At 30.7% G+C, this 16,898-nt stretch carries 17 protein-coding genes; 4 read left to right on the top strand and 13 right to left on the bottom strand.

Going from position 1 to position 16,898, the window contains the following annotated elements:
- Window positions 1–8 precede the first annotated feature (8 nt).
- The 6 genes from lgt to KCTC32516_RS08770 all read right to left on the bottom strand — a co-directional run bounded on the left by lgt (window position 9) and on the right by KCTC32516_RS08770 (window position 5,393).
- On the bottom strand, window positions 9–854 hold the full coding sequence (gene lgt / locus KCTC32516_RS08795; RefSeq protein ID WP_301400043.1) for a prolipoprotein diacylglyceryl transferase: 846 nt from the start codon (window positions 852–854) through the stop codon (window positions 9–11).
- A gap of 97 nt (window positions 855–951) precedes the next feature.
- Window positions 952–1,185, bottom strand: coding sequence for a membrane protein insertion efficiency factor YidD (yidD, locus tag KCTC32516_RS08790; RefSeq protein ID WP_301400042.1), 234 nt, complete (start codon window positions 1,183–1,185; stop codon window positions 952–954).
- Window positions 1,186–1,300: 115 nt separating this feature from the next.
- Window positions 1,301–2,782, bottom strand: coding sequence for a cysteine--tRNA ligase (gene cysS / locus KCTC32516_RS08785; protein ID WP_301400041.1), 1,482 nt, complete (start codon window positions 2,780–2,782; stop codon window positions 1,301–1,303).
- 110 nt (window positions 2,783–2,892) lie between these two features.
- Complete coding sequence (locus KCTC32516_RS08780) at window positions 2,893–4,314, bottom strand: hypothetical protein (protein ID WP_301400040.1); 1,422 nt, start codon at window positions 4,312–4,314, stop codon at window positions 2,893–2,895.
- On the bottom strand, window positions 4,295–4,849 hold the full coding sequence (locus KCTC32516_RS08775; RefSeq protein ID WP_301400039.1) for a hypothetical protein: 555 nt from the start codon (window positions 4,847–4,849) through the stop codon (window positions 4,295–4,297). Before KCTC32516_RS08775 ends, KCTC32516_RS08780 begins: the two co-directional genes overlap by 20 nt.
- The gene (locus KCTC32516_RS08770; RefSeq protein WP_301400038.1) at window positions 4,833–5,393 is read right to left on the bottom strand and encodes an RNA polymerase sigma factor; all 561 of its coding nucleotides are present in this window, start codon (window positions 5,391–5,393) and stop codon (window positions 4,833–4,835) included. The genes KCTC32516_RS08775 and KCTC32516_RS08770 overlap by 17 nt, the downstream gene beginning before the upstream one ends.
- 101 nt (window positions 5,394–5,494) lie before the next feature.
- Here KCTC32516_RS08770 and meaB point away from each other — a divergent pair, with 101 nt between their 5' ends.
- The 3 genes from meaB (at window position 5,495) to KCTC32516_RS08755 (ending at window position 10,498) form a co-directional block, all read left to right on the top strand.
- On the top strand, window positions 5,495–6,574 hold the full coding sequence (meaB, locus tag KCTC32516_RS08765) for a methylmalonyl Co-A mutase-associated GTPase MeaB (RefSeq protein ID WP_301400037.1): 1,080 nt from the start codon (window positions 5,495–5,497) through the stop codon (window positions 6,572–6,574).
- 92 nt (window positions 6,575–6,666) lie between these two features.
- Window positions 6,667–8,433 (top strand): APC family permease, encoded by a 1,767-nt coding sequence (locus tag KCTC32516_RS08760; protein ID WP_301400036.1) that lies wholly within the window; start codon window positions 6,667–6,669, stop codon window positions 8,431–8,433.
- A gap of 61 nt (window positions 8,434–8,494) precedes the next feature.
- Window positions 8,495–10,498 carry an LTA synthase family protein gene (locus tag KCTC32516_RS08755; protein ID WP_301400035.1) on the top strand — a complete coding sequence of 668 codons (2,004 nt, stop codon included), beginning with the start codon at window positions 8,495–8,497 and terminating at the stop codon, window positions 10,496–10,498.
- Here KCTC32516_RS08755 and KCTC32516_RS08750 read toward each other — a convergent pair.
- The 5 genes from KCTC32516_RS08750 to KCTC32516_RS08730 are packed head-to-tail and all read right to left on the bottom strand — an operon-like array spanning window position 10,488 to window position 14,428.
- The gene (locus KCTC32516_RS08750; RefSeq protein WP_301400034.1) at window positions 10,488–11,051 is read right to left on the bottom strand and encodes a phosphatase PAP2 family protein; all 564 of its coding nucleotides are present in this window, start codon (window positions 11,049–11,051) and stop codon (window positions 10,488–10,490) included. The two genes, KCTC32516_RS08755 and KCTC32516_RS08750, sit on opposite strands and share 11 nt — an antisense overlap.
- A complete protein-coding gene (locus tag KCTC32516_RS08745) occupies window positions 11,052–12,128 on the bottom strand; it encodes a peptidylprolyl isomerase (RefSeq protein WP_301400033.1) in 1,077 nt (358 codons plus the stop codon).
- 23 nt (window positions 12,129–12,151) lie between these two features.
- Window positions 12,152–12,874, bottom strand: a complete 723-nt coding sequence (gene bamJ / locus KCTC32516_RS08740) for a BamJ family beta-barrel-assembly machinery protein (RefSeq protein WP_301400032.1) — start codon at window positions 12,872–12,874, stop codon at window positions 12,152–12,154.
- Window positions 12,871–13,407 carry a gliding motility-associated peptidyl-prolyl isomerase GldI gene (gene gldI, locus KCTC32516_RS08735; RefSeq protein ID WP_301400031.1) on the bottom strand — a complete coding sequence of 179 codons (537 nt, stop codon included), beginning with the start codon at window positions 13,405–13,407 and terminating at the stop codon, window positions 12,871–12,873. The genes bamJ and gldI overlap by 4 nt, the downstream gene beginning before the upstream one ends.
- A complete protein-coding gene (locus KCTC32516_RS08730) occupies window positions 13,397–14,428 on the bottom strand; it encodes a DHH family phosphoesterase (RefSeq protein WP_301400030.1) in 1,032 nt (343 codons plus the stop codon). The genes gldI and KCTC32516_RS08730 overlap by 11 nt, the downstream gene beginning before the upstream one ends.
- A gap of 280 nt (window positions 14,429–14,708) precedes the next feature.
- Here KCTC32516_RS08730 and KCTC32516_RS08725 point away from each other — a divergent pair, with 280 nt between their 5' ends.
- Window positions 14,709–15,128, top strand: coding sequence for a nucleoside-diphosphate kinase (locus KCTC32516_RS08725; RefSeq protein ID WP_301400029.1), 420 nt, complete (start codon window positions 14,709–14,711; stop codon window positions 15,126–15,128).
- A 158-nt stretch (window positions 15,129–15,286) separates the two neighbouring features.
- Here the strand turns inward: KCTC32516_RS08725 and KCTC32516_RS08720 are convergent, their stop codons facing one another.
- Both KCTC32516_RS08720 and recF read right to left on the bottom strand, forming a co-directional pair.
- Entirely contained in the window at window positions 15,287–15,583 is a 297-nt protein-coding gene (locus tag KCTC32516_RS08720) for a DciA family protein (RefSeq protein WP_301400028.1), read from the bottom strand.
- Window positions 15,584–15,743: 160 nt separating this feature from the next.
- A complete protein-coding gene (recF, locus tag KCTC32516_RS08715; protein WP_301400027.1) occupies window positions 15,744–16,823 on the bottom strand; it encodes a DNA replication/repair protein RecF in 1,080 nt (359 codons plus the stop codon).
- Between the last annotated feature and the right edge of the window lie 75 nt (window positions 16,824–16,898).

The following is a 16,898-nucleotide window of genomic DNA, read 5'->3' as shown; positions in this document are numbered from 1 at the left end:
TTTTTAAATTATTTCTTTCTAAAAATAAAGAACAATCCTATTAAAACCAAAGGAATACTTAAAACCTGACCTGTGTTTAATGAATTAAAGACCCAATCTTCACGCCCATTTACTTGTGCTTCTTTTAAGAATTCTATTACAAAACGCAAGGCCCACAATACAGCAAAGAAAACACCAAATAAATATCCAGATTTTTCTTTTGCATCTGTTTTCCAATACATTCTCCAAAGTATAAAGAACAAGATCAAATAACTAAATGCCTCATACAATTGCGTTGGATGTCTCGGAACTGTTTCTCCTGCATTTTTAAAAATAACTCCAAAGCTACTTCCTGTTGGTTTCCCATAAATTTCTGAATTGAAAAAATTTCCCATTCTAATAAAAAATCCAGCTAAAGCAACCATAATTCCCATTCGGTCTAAAATAAATAAGAACGGTTTATTGATTATTTTTTTGCTGTAAAAATACAAGGCTGCTATAATTCCGATTGCAGCTCCGTGACTTGCGAAACCTGTATAACCAGTAAATTCCCACCCTTTTATCAATCCAAATAAAGCAGAAGAACCTTCATGTTCTTTAAAAGGCAAAATAATTTCTAATAAATGATGTTGGTAATAATCCCAACTATAAAAAAACACATCTCCCAAACGCATTCCTACTAACATAGAAACAAACGTATACATAAAAAGTGTGTCTAATTTTTCTACAAGAATTTTATCTTCGATAAAGATTTTTTTCATCAACCGCAATCCTAAGATAAAGGCAACTACAAACATTAAACTGTACCATCTTACGACAAAAAATCCTAAATCGATTCCTAGTGATGGATCCCAAACTATTGATAAAAATTTCATATGTTATGTTTTATTTGTCAGGTCGAGCGGAGTCGAGACCTATTTATTTCGCTAATTTATAAAAACCTCTCGACTCCGCTCGAGGTGACACAATGTATTATTCTTTCTTTTCTGGAACCGGATCATACCCTTGTCCGCCCCAAGGATGACAACTAAATATTCTTTTAATTGCCAACCAACCGCCGGTAAACAAACCGTGTTTTTGTAATGCCTCAATTGTGTAATGAGAACAGGTCGGCGAATATCTACAGGTTGATGGTGTATATGGCGAAATGGCTGTTTGATAAAACCGAACCAATAAAATAAACGGATATGTAAGAATTTTTTTCATCTGCTCTAATTGAAGTTTCTCAACCCGGCTAGAAATGACAATTCGTTGATGCTCTGAAATTCGTAATTCATAATTCGTAATTCCTAATTTGTAATTTGTAATTCGTAATTATTTATTAATTGATTGAAAAAGAGGTTCCTTCTCTTCCGTCTTTTAACTGAATTCCTAATGCCAGCAATTCATCTCTAATTTGATCTGACAACGCCCAATCTTTATTATCTCTTGCTTCTTTTCGCAATTTAATCAACAACGCTACTACTCCATCAATTTTATCTGAACTGTCTTGTTTTGTTTCATTGGTCAATCCCATGACATCAAAAACAAATGCATTGATTGTTTCTTTAAGTTCTACTAAATCATCCGCAGAAATGGTTGCTTTTTGCTCTTTTAATTGATTGATAACTTTAACAGCTTCAAATAAATGTGCAATTAAAATTGGCGTATTAAAGTCATCATTCATCGCATCATAACATTGCTGTTTCCACTTTAAAACATCAAAAGATGATGTTTTACTGGTTTGAATGTTTGGCAATGAATTTACCGCATCCATCAACTTATAATAGCCTTTTTCTGACGCTTCTAAAGCATCACTAGAAAAATCTAAAATACTTCTATAATGTGCTTGCATGTTAAAAAAACGAACCACGCTCGGCGCAAATGCTTTACTTAAGATATTATTTTCTCCTGTTAAAATTTCACTTGGCAACACAAAGTTCCCTGTTGATTTTGCCATTTTCTGACTGTTTAACAACAACATATTTGCGTGCATCCAATAATTTACGGGTTTGTGTCCGCTACAAGTTTGAGATTGCGCAATTTCACATTCGTGATGTGGAAATTTTAAATCCATTCCACCACCATGAATATCAAATTGTTCTCCTAAATATTTTGTGCTCATTACAGAACATTCTAAATGCCAACCAGGAAAACCATCAGACCAAGGCGATGGCCAACGCATAATATGTCTTTCATCTGCTTTTTTCCACAATGCAAAATCTTGTGGATTTTTCTTATCCGATTGTCCATCTAAAGTTCTCGTATTATGAATGGCATCTTCCATTTTTCTCCCTGAAAGGATTCCGTAATTATTTCCGCTTTCGTTATATTTTAACACATCAAAATACACAGAACCATTTACTTCATATGCCAAACCTTTTTCCATGATTTCTTTAATCATTTCAATTTGTTCTACAATATGACCAGTTGCTGTTGGCTCAATACTTGGCGGTAAAAAATTGTATTTTTCTAAAGTTTCATGAAAATCAACTGTGTAACGTTGCACAACTTCCATCGGTTCTATTTCTTCGATTCGTGCTTTTTTAGAAATTCTGTCTTCGCCTTCATCAGCATCATTTTCTAAATGTCCAGCATCGGTAATATTACGAACGTAACGCACTTTATATCCTAAATGCAACAAATAACGAAACACCATATCAAACGACATAAATGTTCTTACGTTTCCTAAATGAACATTGCTGTAAACAGTTGGACCACAAACATACATGCCAACACGGCCTTCTGTTAGTGGTTTAAAAAGCTCTTTGCTTTTGCTAAGTGAATTGTAAATTTTAAGCTGATTCTCTTTATAGATTTCCATTAATTAACGTGCCTTTATAGAAATGTAAAGATAGTGAGTTTTACGGAAAAAGAAAATGGGAATTTGTTAGAAGTTTGATAAAATAAAAAGGAATTATTTCTATAAATAAATTATTGCTTTTTAATGGTTAACTCACTCTGTTTTCCTTTGATGTCAATAATCTTATTTTTCATATTAAAACTTCCACTTAAAGTTGTATTCTTCTTGTTTGATAAATTGATTATTTTACTAGTAGAAATTACAGGAAGTTTTCCTTCTAAATTGTTAAAATCTATAGTTGCATCAGAAAAACTTAAATCAAGTTTAAAATTTTGTAATCCAGAAACAACATTTAAGATTAATAACTCTCCAAATTTGCTCGTTAAATCTACATTATTATCTAATTTTTTAATAGTTAAACCAGACGAATTAGATGATAATTTGGTATTGATAACCGATGCAATTGTTGCATCGGTTATGTTGTTTAAAGATAAGGTGCTTGCAGACAAAATAGCTACATTTACTGGAGCATAATAAATTTTTAAATCGCCACCATTTATTTCGTCAGACTTAAAAGATCCGTAAGAAACTTTACCAGAAGTTTTTCCTTTTGGCAATTGTACTTTACTGTGTCTTGTATTTAACTCGAAGGTTGCATTTTTAGGTACTCTAATAGTAATTTTTCTCGTAATTTTTACATTCTTTTTAGTTTTACCATTTTCAATAGTGATTACATTATCTCCGTTTTTATATTGATTTGCCATTTTGATTTTCATCTTTTCAATGTTCGCTTTTGCTTTTTCAAAATTCGCTTTGAGCTTTTCTTTGTCAATTTTTTCGTATTGAATCTTCGCTCTTTTAATAGTTTCTTCAATCATTTTTTTGTCGATTTTTTTGATGCCTTCTTGCGCTTTTTTAAGTCCTTTTTTAATGTCCGCTTTCATGTCTTCAAAATCTTTCGATTTTTTAAACTTTTCCCATTCTTTTTTGGTCTTAATTACAATTGTTTTCTGCTTTCCGTTTGATTTATAAGAAAAGGTTTTTGTATCTTCTTCATCAAAATCATGATTGTCTAATTCATCATCAATATTGTCAAATATTTCATCAAAATTGATGTTAATTTCTGGAATCTTAATTTCTGGCATTTTAAATTCTGGAATGTTAATGTCAAAATTCAATTCTGGAATCACAATGTCTTTAAAGTCAAAATCGAATTTAAAATCGTTGTCGCCAAAAGGTAAAAATTGATTTGCATTTGCATTTACTTGTACTTTACTTTTGTTTCCTAAAGCTTCAAATTCCCAACTTTTTAAGAATTTTTCTGCTTCTTTTTTAGACAATCCTTCTACGGTAATTACAGCTTCTACAGCAACTTCGTTTCGGTTCCAAGTAGTTACATTAATATCTGCATTGGTTGCGTTTATAGCAAGAACTACGTCTTTATTTACGTTGAAATTTTCGTTGAATTTTTTGTCAAATTTTTGTGCATGTAAACTGCTTATAAAAAAAGCGGTAAACAAAAATCCAACAACTTTATAGCTTTTGAGTTTCATTTTGTTTTGAATTTAATTGTTTTAAATCGTTTAATTGTTTTTTTAATCTTTGCAATAACTGTAATCGTAATTGCAAATTGTTTATCAATGCATTGATGATTTCATCATTAACTCCTTTTGTATTGAGCTCTGTAGTTAATGATTTGTATTCAGTGGTTAACTCACCAATTTTGGCTAAATAACCCTCTAGAATTTCTTTATTAGAATTGTTTACACTTAAATTACTAATCTCGTAATTGATAGTGCTTACATAATAGTTTTCGATCGATTTTAATTCAGGTGATAAGCTTCCTAAACTAATTTTTTTGGTTGGTTTACTATCTTTTGAAGTTGGTTCAATTCCAAAATAACCAATTGCTAAACTCACAATCAATACTACAGAAGCTGCCACTTGCAACCATGTATAAATTTTCTTTTTTGTTTGATGATGTACTTCTTTCTGCAATCTATCTTCAAATTTATTTCTGTGATTTGCCGATAAAGAAACGTCTTCGTTCTTATAATTTTTCATGATTTCTCTAATATCCTTCGACATAATTTTGTTCTTTTAAAAGTTCTTGTAATTGCTTTTTTCCTCTCATTAAATGCGTTCTAGAAGCAACTTCTGTAATTCCTAATACCTGTGCTATCTCTTGATGATCGTACCCTTCTAATAAATACAATGACAGCACCACACTATATTTTTCTTTTAAATTTTTGATGGCATTTACAATATAATCTGCTTGCAAACTTTGTTCAATATTCCAATCATCGTTCTCTTCAACTCTTTCATACACCTCATCATTTAAAGAAACTATTTCTAACTTTCGCTTCTTTAACCAATCTAAACTATTATTGATTACAATTCGTTTTAGCCAAGCTCCAAAAGAGACTTCTCCTTTAAAAGAATTGATGTTTTGGAAAGCTTTAATAAATGAATCTTGCATAATATCTTCTGCTACAAAAGAGTCTTTTACATACCTGTTTGCAATTACATACATTGCTTTGCAATACATGTCATACAATTGCATCTGCGATTTTGCATCCTTGTTTTTACAAGCATCAATTAAATGATTTTGTACTTCTTTTGTTTGATTCATTCGTTGATTAATTACCTTAAAGACGAACCTTTTTCGGCTGTGTTGCAAAATGCAATTAATTTATTCCTAAATTTACACTAATTATTTTGTCAACTGTACTTATGGCTCTTAAAAAAAAATCTGCTCTTCAAGAAAAACAAGGTGTTTCACAACCAGAAACTACCAATCCTTTTGCTGCGCAACAAATCAAAAAAAGTAGAAGCAAACACTTTTCGGTGGATGAGTTTGTTACAAAAATTGTTGCAGGAGATATTCCTTTTTTAAGTAGAGCGATTACTTTAGTAGAAAGCACCAATGCAACACATCAAGAAAAAGCCAACAAAATTTTAGAACGTTGCTTGCCTTTTGCCAATACATCTATAAGAATTGGAATTACCGGAGTTCCTGGAGTTGGAAAAAGTACGTTTATAGAAAGTTACGGAAAACACTTAACCAAACAAGGAAAAAAAGTGGCTGTCTTGGCAATTGATCCAACAAGTTCTATCAACAAAGGAAGTATTTTAGGTGATAAAACTCGAATGGAAGAATTGGTTACTGATGCAAATGCATTTATCAGACCTTCACCTTCTGGAACTTCTTTAGGTGGCGTTGCACAAAAAACACGCGAATCTATTATTTTATGTGAAGCTGCTGGTTTTGATACCATTATTATTGAAACGGTTGGCGTTGGACAATCTGAAACGGCTGTACATTCTATGGTGGATTTCTTTTTATTGCTAAAAATTGCTGGAGCTGGAGACGAATTACAAGGAATTAAACGCGGAATTATAGAAATGGCAGACGCGATCGTCATCAACAAAGCTGACGGAGAAAATATACAAAATGCAAAAATTGCAAAAACGGAATTTAACAGAGCCTTGCATTTATATCCGCCAAAAGAAAGTACTTGGCAACCAAAAGTGCTAACGTGTAGCGCCATAGAACATAGCGGAATTACAGAAATAGATGTGATGATTTCCAAATATTTAGAAATCACAACCAAAAATAAATATTTTTCTAAACGTAGAAATGAACAAAATATCTATTGGTTAAAAGGAACGATTGAGCAACAATTAAAAGATAATTTTTACAACAATAAAAAAGTTACTAAGCAATTAAAAATTGAAATACAAAAACTAAAAGAAGGAAATACAACCCCTTTTAATGCAGCAATACAATTATTAAACTTATATCAAATTTAATTGTTCCTAAACTCTTTTTATATAACTTTGTGAACTTTTTAAATAAAAAACATTAAAATTTTATCTTAGCTAAATGGATAGAAACATGCAATATGGAAAAAATAAATAAAAAATTAAATCAACTATCTGCTACAGCAATTTGTGGAAATGATATCAGTTCTTCTGTTTTATATGTATCTGCTTTAGCCATCGCTTTCGCAGGACAATATGCCTGGATTACGTTACTTATTGTCTCTTTTGTTTTATTCTTATATCGTAAAATTTATGGTGAAGTTGTTGGTGCTTTACCTCTAAATGGTGGCGCGTATAACGCTTTATTAAATACAACAAGTAAATCTACCGCTTCTTTTGCAGCAACACTTACTTTATTGTCTTACATGGCAACCGCAGTCATTTCTGCCAATGAAGCCATTCATTATTTGCATCATTTAATTCCACCAATGCCAATAATTCCTGTAACTATTCTTTTAATTGGAATTTTTGCGGTTTTAGCTATTGCTGGTATTTCGGAATCTGCAAAAGTAGCAATTGGTATTTTTATTTTTCACCTAAGCTCTTTAGTTATTTTAAGTGGATTTATCATTTATTTTTTAGTTCAAAACGGAACGAGTACTTTTTTTGAAAATTGGCATTTACCTTTATCTGGTGATGGCTCTATAACAAATGCAATTTTTTTAGGGTTTGCTGCATCAATGCTCGGTGTTTCTGGCTTTGAAAGTTCTGCAAATTTTGTTGAAGAACAAGAAAAGGGTGTGTTTCCAAAAACACTAAGAAATATGTGGGGAATTGTAAGTATTATTAATCCTTTAATGGCTGTTTTTGCGTTAGCATTATTTGCAATGCCTTTATTACAAAGTGACGCCTATCAAAACACCCTTTTAATAGAAATGGGAAAACATGTTGGTGGCGAAGGAATTGCAGCACTTATTGCTATAGATGCCTTTTTAGTTTTAAGTGGCGCTGTACTAACAAGTTTTGTTGGTGTTACAGGTTTGTTAGAACGAATGACCTTAGATAGAATTATGCCGCCCTTTTTCCTTAAAAAAAATAAAAAAGGAAGCTCTTACAGAATCATTATTATGTTTTTTGTATTATGTGTTTCTGTACTTCTAATTACCAATGGAAATGTAAAATTATTAGCAGGAGTTTATACCATCTCATTTTTATCTGTGATGGCTCTTTTTGGAATTGGAAACATTTTATTAAAAATGAAAAGAAATCAATTGCCTAGACCAGAAACTGCAAACTGGCTTTCGGTAGTTATTGCAATTGGAGCTGTTTTAATAGCACTTATTGGAAACATCATAATGCCTTCTAAAGACGATTCTCCTAGTAATTTAACAGTGTTTTTATATTATTTCATTCCTTCTATTCTTTTTATTGTGGCAATGTTAAATAGAACGAACTTATTAAAATTAGCTTTAAGCACTATAAATGCTATTTTTGATCCAATTAAAAAATATATTTTCCGATTGGATAAAAATATCCAAAGAACAATTGATAAAATCAATTCACAAGAATTTGCTTTTTTTACAAAAGGTGACAGTATTGCTACATTAAATAAAGTGATGATATACATCACTAATAACGAGCATACTAAAAAAATGAAAATTATCATTGTAGAAAATGAAAATAATAAAGTTCCAGAAAAACTGGCCGAAGAAATCAATTTTTTAGACCGAGAATACCCAGATATCGCTATTGAGTTTGTAATTGTACAAGGTATTTTTTCTCCTTCGTTGATTAAGGATTTATCAGAAAAATGGAAGATCCCTATTAATTTTATGTTTATCGGTTCTCCAAGTGATAAATTTCCTTACAAAATAGAAGATTTAGGTGGAGTTCGTTTAATCATTTAAATTCTAAATGACGCACTATTTTCTTATCGAAAATTAAATACATTTAACCATACAAATAAAAATGCAACAAAGAATTCCGAATTATATAAAATACCTTTTTGTACAACTATTTTCTATCGCTGTGTACGCATTTCTCTTTAGGCTGGTATTTTATTTCTTTTTTGCACAATTAGATTCAGTATCAACTTCAGAAATACAACAAGCATTTAGTTTGGGAATTCGTTTTGATATCAAGTTGGCAACATTGGTTGTTTTTCCGATCGCCATCTTATTATTTATCGTCAATCAACGTTTTTTTAAACAGCGTGTTTACAAAAAAATTAGCACTTTTTATTTTACTATTTTCTATTTGATACTCACACTTTTTTATTTGGTAGACTTTGGTTATTACGATTATTTAAACATTCGTTTAGATGCCGCTTCATTGCGATTTTTAAGCAATTTTAAAATTTCTACACAGGTTTTATTTGAAAGTTATCCCATTTACAAAGGTTTGTTTGGACTGCTTATTTTAGGAATTATTCTTTACAAACTCAACTCGTTTATATATAAAAAATTTGCAGTTGTTGCCGCTCCAATTTCTAAAAAAAGGAAAGCATTCTTTATTGTTGTTCCATTTTTTCTTTTAGCATTCGGAGTTTACAACAGTATTACACATTATCCGTTACGATGGAGTCAAGCATTCTTTTCTAAAAATCAGTCGGTAAATCAGTTTGCATTAAATCCTATTTTATATTTTTATGATAGTTTTGCGTTTAGAAGTGATGGATTTGATCTCGAAAAAACCAAAAAATATTATCCGTCAGTTGCCAAACAATTGCACCTACAAAAAGACACCTTAAACTTTAAAAGAAGCGTTGTAAGAGCCGATTCTATTACCGCAAAACCAAATGTAGTGATTGTGATGTTAGAATCTTTAGGTGCTGCAACAATGAGTTATTTTGGGAATCCGATCAATACGACTCCAAGGTTGGATAGCATTTTAAATAAAAGTGCCACTTTTACCAATTTTTATGTACACAAAGCTGGAACTGCTGGAAGTGTTTTTGCAAGTATTACAGGTTTGCCAGATATAGACAATGTTAAAACGGCTTCTCGTAATCCGATGGTAATTGACCAACGCATTATTTTTGATCAGTTTACGGGTTATGAAAAATTGTATTTTTTAGGCGGAAGTGCAAATTGGGCAAATATTCGTGGAATTTTTCAATCGAATACCAACCATTTAAAAATCTTTGAAGAAGGAAGTTACCCTGGAGAACAAAGAGCTGATGTTTGGGGAATTGACGATTACGAATTGTTTAAAGAATCTGATAAAGAACTGCAGAAACTGAAAGAACAGAACAAACCATTTATTGCGTACATTCAAACTGCTTCTAATCACATGCCTTTTACAGTTCCTGATAAAAAAGGAAGTTACAGACCTTTAAGGGATGATGAAATCAGTGAAGAATTATTAAAAAAATCTGGTTTTAAATCGGTAGCACAAATTAATGCATTGCGTTATTTAGATTTTAATATTGACACCTTTTTAAAGCGTGCAAAAAAAGCTGGTTATTATGATAATACGATCTTTTTATTCTTTGGAGATCACAATACATCAATGAATCCTGTTGATTTTTTAGAGAAAAAAGAATCAGCTCTTGGAACAGTTGTACATCACGTACCTTTTTTTATAAATGCTCCAAAATTTACCAAAGCAAAAAGAATTTCAAGATTTACAAAATTAGTAGATTTGTTTCCTACAGCTGCAAGCCTTGCAAATATTAGTTACACCAATTACACACTTGGTTCTAATGCGTTGGATTCTGTACAAGCAGCAAATTTTTCTTTTTTATACAAAGCTATAAATGGTGAGCCAGCAGTTGCATTGTTACAAAACAATTATTATTACACATTAACCACCATTTCAAATACTACTAATTTGTACGATTTTAACGGAACCGATTTAACGGATATTAAAAAAGACCATCCAATTGTTACCAAACAAATGGATAGCCTTTTAAGAGGTTATTATAATGCTACAAAATACTTGTATTATAACAACAAGAAAACTAAGCAGTAAATATTTTTTTTACTAAAGATTGCTGCAATTTAAAAGCAGAAAAACCTAAAATTGTTCCAATAGTTGCTCCGGTTAAAATATCAATCGGAAAATGAACTCCTAGATATAATCTACTATAGGCAAAGAAAATTGGAAATATAAATATAAATTTCATGTATTTATAGGTGTCTCTAAACAAGAAATAAACAAATACAGAAAATGTCATGGATGTTGTTGCATGACCAGAGGTAAAACTATAACTCTGGGGCGTAATTAATGTTCTTAAAGCATGCTTAATACTTGGATCGTTATTTGGTCGTAAACGTTCAAAAATTCCACGAATAACGTTTGTAAATTGATCAGAAAATGCAACCAATAAAATTACAAAAAGGAAAATAAATCCTCCTTTTTTCCAACCAAAATTTTTAAAAATTAAAAAAATAATTAGCAAAAACAAGGGAGCCCAATTTAATTGATTTGTAATAAATAACCAAAACGGATCCCATTGTTCGCTTCCTAAACTATTTAAATAGATTAGTAATTGTTTGTCTTTTTGTATTAGAATATCAAACATCTATTCCTTTCCTACTTTTACAATTTCTAGTTCAAAAACTAAATCAGATTTTGCAGGAAAAGGTCCATAAGCTTTATCTCCATAACCTAAGTTATACGGAATAAATAAGCGTACTTTTCCGCCTTGTCTCATATTTAAAATTGCTTCGTTAACTCCAGAAATCATTGGTTGTTGACTTAATGTAAATGTAAATGCATCTTTACCATATGTAGATTGAATTGATTTTCCGTTAGCTAACAACATGTTGTAATGAATTGTGGTTGGTGTTATTGGAGAAAACTTTTTTCCTCTCCCTTTTTTAAGTGTTAGAATACGCAATCCAGAAGCCATTTTTGTCGCTTTATCAATTCCTTGCGCTTTTTGATATACTTCTTTGTCTTTTAAAAATTGAGTATATCTAACAACTTCTGCCTTTTTAGCATCTTCAATTCTTTTTTGTTTTGCTGCAACTGAGTTTTTCATTTCTGTTTCAAAAACTTTTACCGCATCAAACCCCTTTGCTTTGCTTCCAACTCTTAGTATTGTTACGTGTTTAATCGTATCTTTTACTTCAATTGCATTTACAATATCTTGTCCTATTTCAACTTTTCCAAAAACAGAATGAATTCCATCTAACCAAGGTGTTTCTTTATGTGTGATAAAAAACTGACTTCCGTTCATTCCCGGTCCACCATTTGCCATAGATAATACTCCAGCAGCATCGTGTTTATACTTTAAATTCCCTAGAGAATCTTTTGGGAATTCATCTTCGAAAAAATAACCAGGACCACCTGTTCCGTTTGCTAAAGGATCGCCACCTTGAATCATAAAATCTTTTAAAACTCTATGAAATATTAATCCATCATAATATTTTTCTCCTTTTAAAGAATCCGATACACTTGGATTTGTTCCTTCTGCCAAAGTAACGAAGTTAGACACTGCTAATGGCACATCTTCTTGATATAATTTTAATACAATATCTCCTTTATTCGTTTCAATATCGGCATACAATCCGTCTTTTAAGTCAGGATATTTTGCTGGTTTACATGAAGCTACAAGTAAAACTGCAGTTACAAAAAAGTATTTAAAAAATTTCATAATTTAATTGTTGTTTGAATTGGTTATTTTTTTACTATTTCTATTAACTCTAAATCAAATATCAATGCGGTAAAAGGTTGAATTAATTTGCTTTTATACATTGAGCCATAAGCTAATTCTTGCGGGATAAAGAAACGATATTTTGCGCCTTCTCTCATTAATTGTAAGCCTTCTGTCCAGCCTTTTATAACTTCATATACTTTAAACTCTGAAGGTTTTTTATTGCTTCTAGAACTTTCAAATACAGTTCCATTAATTAGTTCTCCAGTATAATGTACTTTAACAGTTGACATTGCTGTCGGTTTTTTTCCTTTACCTTCTTTTATAATTTTATACTGCAAGCCACTTTTAGTAGTAATTATTCCTGCTTTCTTTTTATTATAAGCTAAAAATTCTTCCCCAAGTTTTTTAACTGATCCGAATTTTTTTTCAACTTCAGCTTTAGATTTTTGCTGCTCTCTATTAGTTTTTTCAATGCGTTTTTGTTGTATGTATTTATTAATAATATTTAAATCTTGTTTTTTTAATAATAAGCCTGAAGAATCTGTTGCATTCAAATACCCTTGGACAAACAAATCTGTATCTATTTTTCCAAAACTGGTTTTTATTTTTATTGCTAAATCTACACCTAAAGCGTAACTAACAGAATCTAATTTAGAGTCTAGCTTCTTCGTTTTATATTTAGGATTACAAGAAACCAATCCTATTGTTAAAATAAGTAATGCTAACGTTTTTACTATTTTCATTTTTTTATAATTTTTATTAATGTTACTGTACTTTTTATGGTTTGATTGACACCTATTTTATGTTCATCGCCAACTAGGCCAAAAGCTCTGTAAGACGGAATGACAAATGTAATGGTTTCTCCTACTTTCATCAATTTTATTCCCTCTTGTAATGCAGGAATAAAATCTTCTTTATCTATTTTGTATTTTTTTATCCCTAATTCGTCTTTAGCATAAAAAACATTTCCATATAAATTTGTTATGTTGTATGATATTTCTACAACATCTCCTATTTTAGGTGTTTGGGTTTCTAATTGTTTTTGTGTAATATAAGAATACCAAAATCCATACGAAGCTACATGATATTGTTTCGTAGAGTCTTGTGCTATATAATTTTCGATTACCTTATTTTCTAGAGCGATTAATTTTTTCTTTTGATCTAAAGTTTCTGACAATATTGTTGCCGTTTTTTGCACAATTGGTCTTCTCGCTTCTTGTTCTTTACAAGAAAAAAACAATACTACACTTAAAAATAAAATTGCGCTATTCTTCATAAGAATCTTGTAATTCATTTTTATAATTTGGTAATAATGAGGTAAAATAGGCAACTGTTTTTTTAAGTGAAAGATCCGATTTCCCTCCAGCAGCATTATCATGTCCGCCGCCATTAAAATAATTTCTAGCAAACTGATTTACAGAAAAACTTCCTTTAGAACGAAAAGATATTTTAATTATTTTCTGCTCTTCATCTTCAATAAAAATAGCCGCAAAAACAATATCGTGTAAAGAAAGTGCATAATTTACAACTCCTTCTGTATCTCCTTTTTTATAATGAAACTTCTTTTTTTCTTTTTCAGAAAGTGTAATAAAAGCTGTTTTGTATTTTGGAAAAATTTTTAAATTTGTTAATGCTTGACCTAATAACAACAGTCTGTTGTACGAATTAGAATCGTACACATTGCTGTGAATTTTATCATTCTCTGCTCCTTTTTCAATCAACTTTGCAACAATTCTGTGCGTTTCGCTCGTTGTAGATCTAAAACGAAACGAACCCGTATCTGTCATTATTCCTGTGTACAAACACGTCGCAATATCTTTTGTAATAGCATCTGTATCGTTTAACATCTCTAAAAAATGATACACCATTTGCGCCGTTGAACAAATTGAAGTATCAGAATACAAATAGGTAGCTACATCATCTGGTTGTTGATGATGATCTATCATTGCAAAATCATTTTTATACACTTCTAATGTTTTTGCCATGTCGTCTCCAACCCTATGCAGCGCATTAAAATCTAGCAAGAAAATAATATCAGAAGCTTCAATCGCTCTTTTTGCTTGTTTATTTTGTTTGTCAAATAAAATTACTTTTTCGCTTCCTGGTAACCAACGCAAAAAATCTGGATATTCATTTGGCGCAACAACAGTCGCTGAATGATTTTTAGAGTTAAAGTATTGACACAACGCCAAAGTTGAACCCATTGCATCTCCATCAGGATTTCTGTGTGGTACAATTACAATGTTTTTTTTGGTTGATAAAAACGATTGTAATTTATGTAATTGTCCTTTCTCCATAAGCTGCGAATATACGACATAATCCCAAATTTGCTAAACAAATAAATCTTAGATTTGTGTTAAATCAATTGTAAAAAGCAGCAGAAAAATTTGTAATAAACCCCTTCTAACTCACGTTTTAGAGCTACAAAATCATAAAACCCGATGTAAAGCAAGCGAAATTACGATGCAAATACACAAAAAAAATCCTGTTTTACGCTAAGAACACACTCAAAAGTTATAATTAACTTGCAGTTAACAGATAAAACTGTACTTTTGCACAAAATTTTTAAAATTAGAGATGGCAACAAATAGAACATTTACAATGATTAAGCCTGATGGCGTTGAAAACGGACACATCGGAGCAATCTTAGAAAAAATTAACGCAGCAGGTTTTAGAATTGTTGCTTTGAAATTAACTCAAATGACAAAAACAGATGCTGAAGCTTTTTATGCTGTGCATAACGAGCGTCCATTTTTTGGTGAGTTAGTAGAATTTATGACACGCGGAGCAATTGTTGCCGCAATCTTAGAAAAAGACAACGCAGTTGAAGATTTTAGAGCTTTAATCGGTGCTACAAATCCAGCGGAAGCTGCTGAAGGAACAATCAGAAAATTATACGCAACTTCTATTGGAGAAAATGCTGTACATGGTTCTGATTCTGATGAAAATGCTGCTATTGAAGGTGCTTTTCATTTTTCAGGAAGAGAAATGTTTTAAGGATTACATCCTAATAAAACGCTTAACTATAAAAACTCGTTGCAATTGCAACGAGTTTTTTTGTTTTAAAATAAGTACTTATAAAAGAGCCTTCGACTCCGCTCAGAAAGACAGCCATATATTCATTATAATTGATAACTGATAACTGATAATTGAAATTAAACAAGCATAATTTTAGAAATCAGCTCCTCACCCATCTCTTCGTTCATCAGTTTAATGATTTTATCTTTACCATAACTCAACTCTTCACGTAAAACAGAAGACGATAAAGAAATGACCAAGGTTTTATTTTGCAACTGCACTTTTTCTGTATAAGAAACAACGCCTTGCCCCATTAGTTTTGCCCAAATTTCTTCAATTTTCAATTTTTGCATTCCTTTAGAAAGGTTGTTTTCTTTTATAAAAGAACCCATTAAATCTTTTACCGAAAAAGCATCATTTTCTCTTTTTGCCATGATTTGGTGATTAGTGATTAGTGATTAGTGATTAGTGAAAAATAACTTATTCAATATTTTTACAAACTTCTTTACGCTTTTACGCTGTAATCCCTCTGTAACTTTACCACTTTGCTACTTTGAAACTTTTTTCACACTTTACAACTCTCTAACTTTAGTTTTACAACTTAAATATCTGATAGGGTTTATTACTTTTTTTAATAACTTCTTCAGTTCTTTCTGCGTGTGTATCGGTAATAAATATCTGACCAAATTCGTCTTTATTTACCAATTTAATTATTTGTGAAACTCTGTGCTCGTCTAATTTATCAAAAACATCATCCAATAACAAAATAGGAACTACAGATGCTTGTTCTTTTATAAATTGAAATTGCGCCAACTTTAATGCAATTAAATACGATTTCTGCTGCCCTTGAGAACCAAATTTTTTAATCGGATAACCACCAATTTCAAAACTTAAATCATCTTTATGAATTCCAACTGAAGTATACTGCAAAATTTTATCTTTTTCTAAATTTTGCGTTAGTAATTTTTCAAAAGATAGGGTTTCTAACTGACTTTTGTATACCAAATTTACCTTTTCTTTATCTTCAGAAATTAGTTGATATTTTTCATTAAATATAGGCACAAAGCTGTCTAAAAACTTTTTGCGTTTGTTATAGATAATGGTTCCGAAAGAAATTAATTGTTCATCGTAAATCTTTAAATTCAGTGCATCAAAAGTTCTATTGGCTGCAAAATATTTTAACAACGCGTTTCGCTGACTTACAACTTTATTATATTGAATTAAACTTTGTAAATATTCTTTGTCTTGCTGAGAAATAACTCCGTCTATAAATTTTCTTCTGGTTTCACTTCCTTCAACAATTAAATCTCTATCCGCAGGAGAAATAATTACCAACGGTAATTGCCCGATATGTTCAGAAAATTTCTCGTAGGTTTTCCCATTTCTTTTTAAAACTTTTTTCTGCCCTTTTTTTAAACTACACACAATTTTTTCGTCTCTTTCTCCTAAAATATAGTTGCCTTCTATCATAAAAAAATCTTCTCCGTGTCTAATATTCTGCAAAGCAACCGAATTAAAGTAACTTTTTGCAAAAGATAAATAATAAATTGCGTCTAAGACATTGGTTTTACCAACGCCATTATTGCCTACGAAACAATTTATTTTCTCCTGAAAATCAAATGTTTGAGAAGAAATATTTTTAAAATTGACCAAATAAATTTTTTGCAAATACATGAATCCTTATTATCTATAGTAAGAAATTGCAAATTATTGAAAATTTAGCGAATTATCTGTTTTTAAAATCCAATA

The sequence above is a fragment of the Polaribacter huanghezhanensis genome (assembly GCF_030444335.1).
Lineage (GTDB): Bacteria > Bacteroidota > Bacteroidia > Flavobacteriales > Flavobacteriaceae > Polaribacter > Polaribacter huanghezhanensis.
Note: the sequence above shows the minus strand (reverse complement) of the source record. Positions and strands in the feature narration are given on the sequence as shown.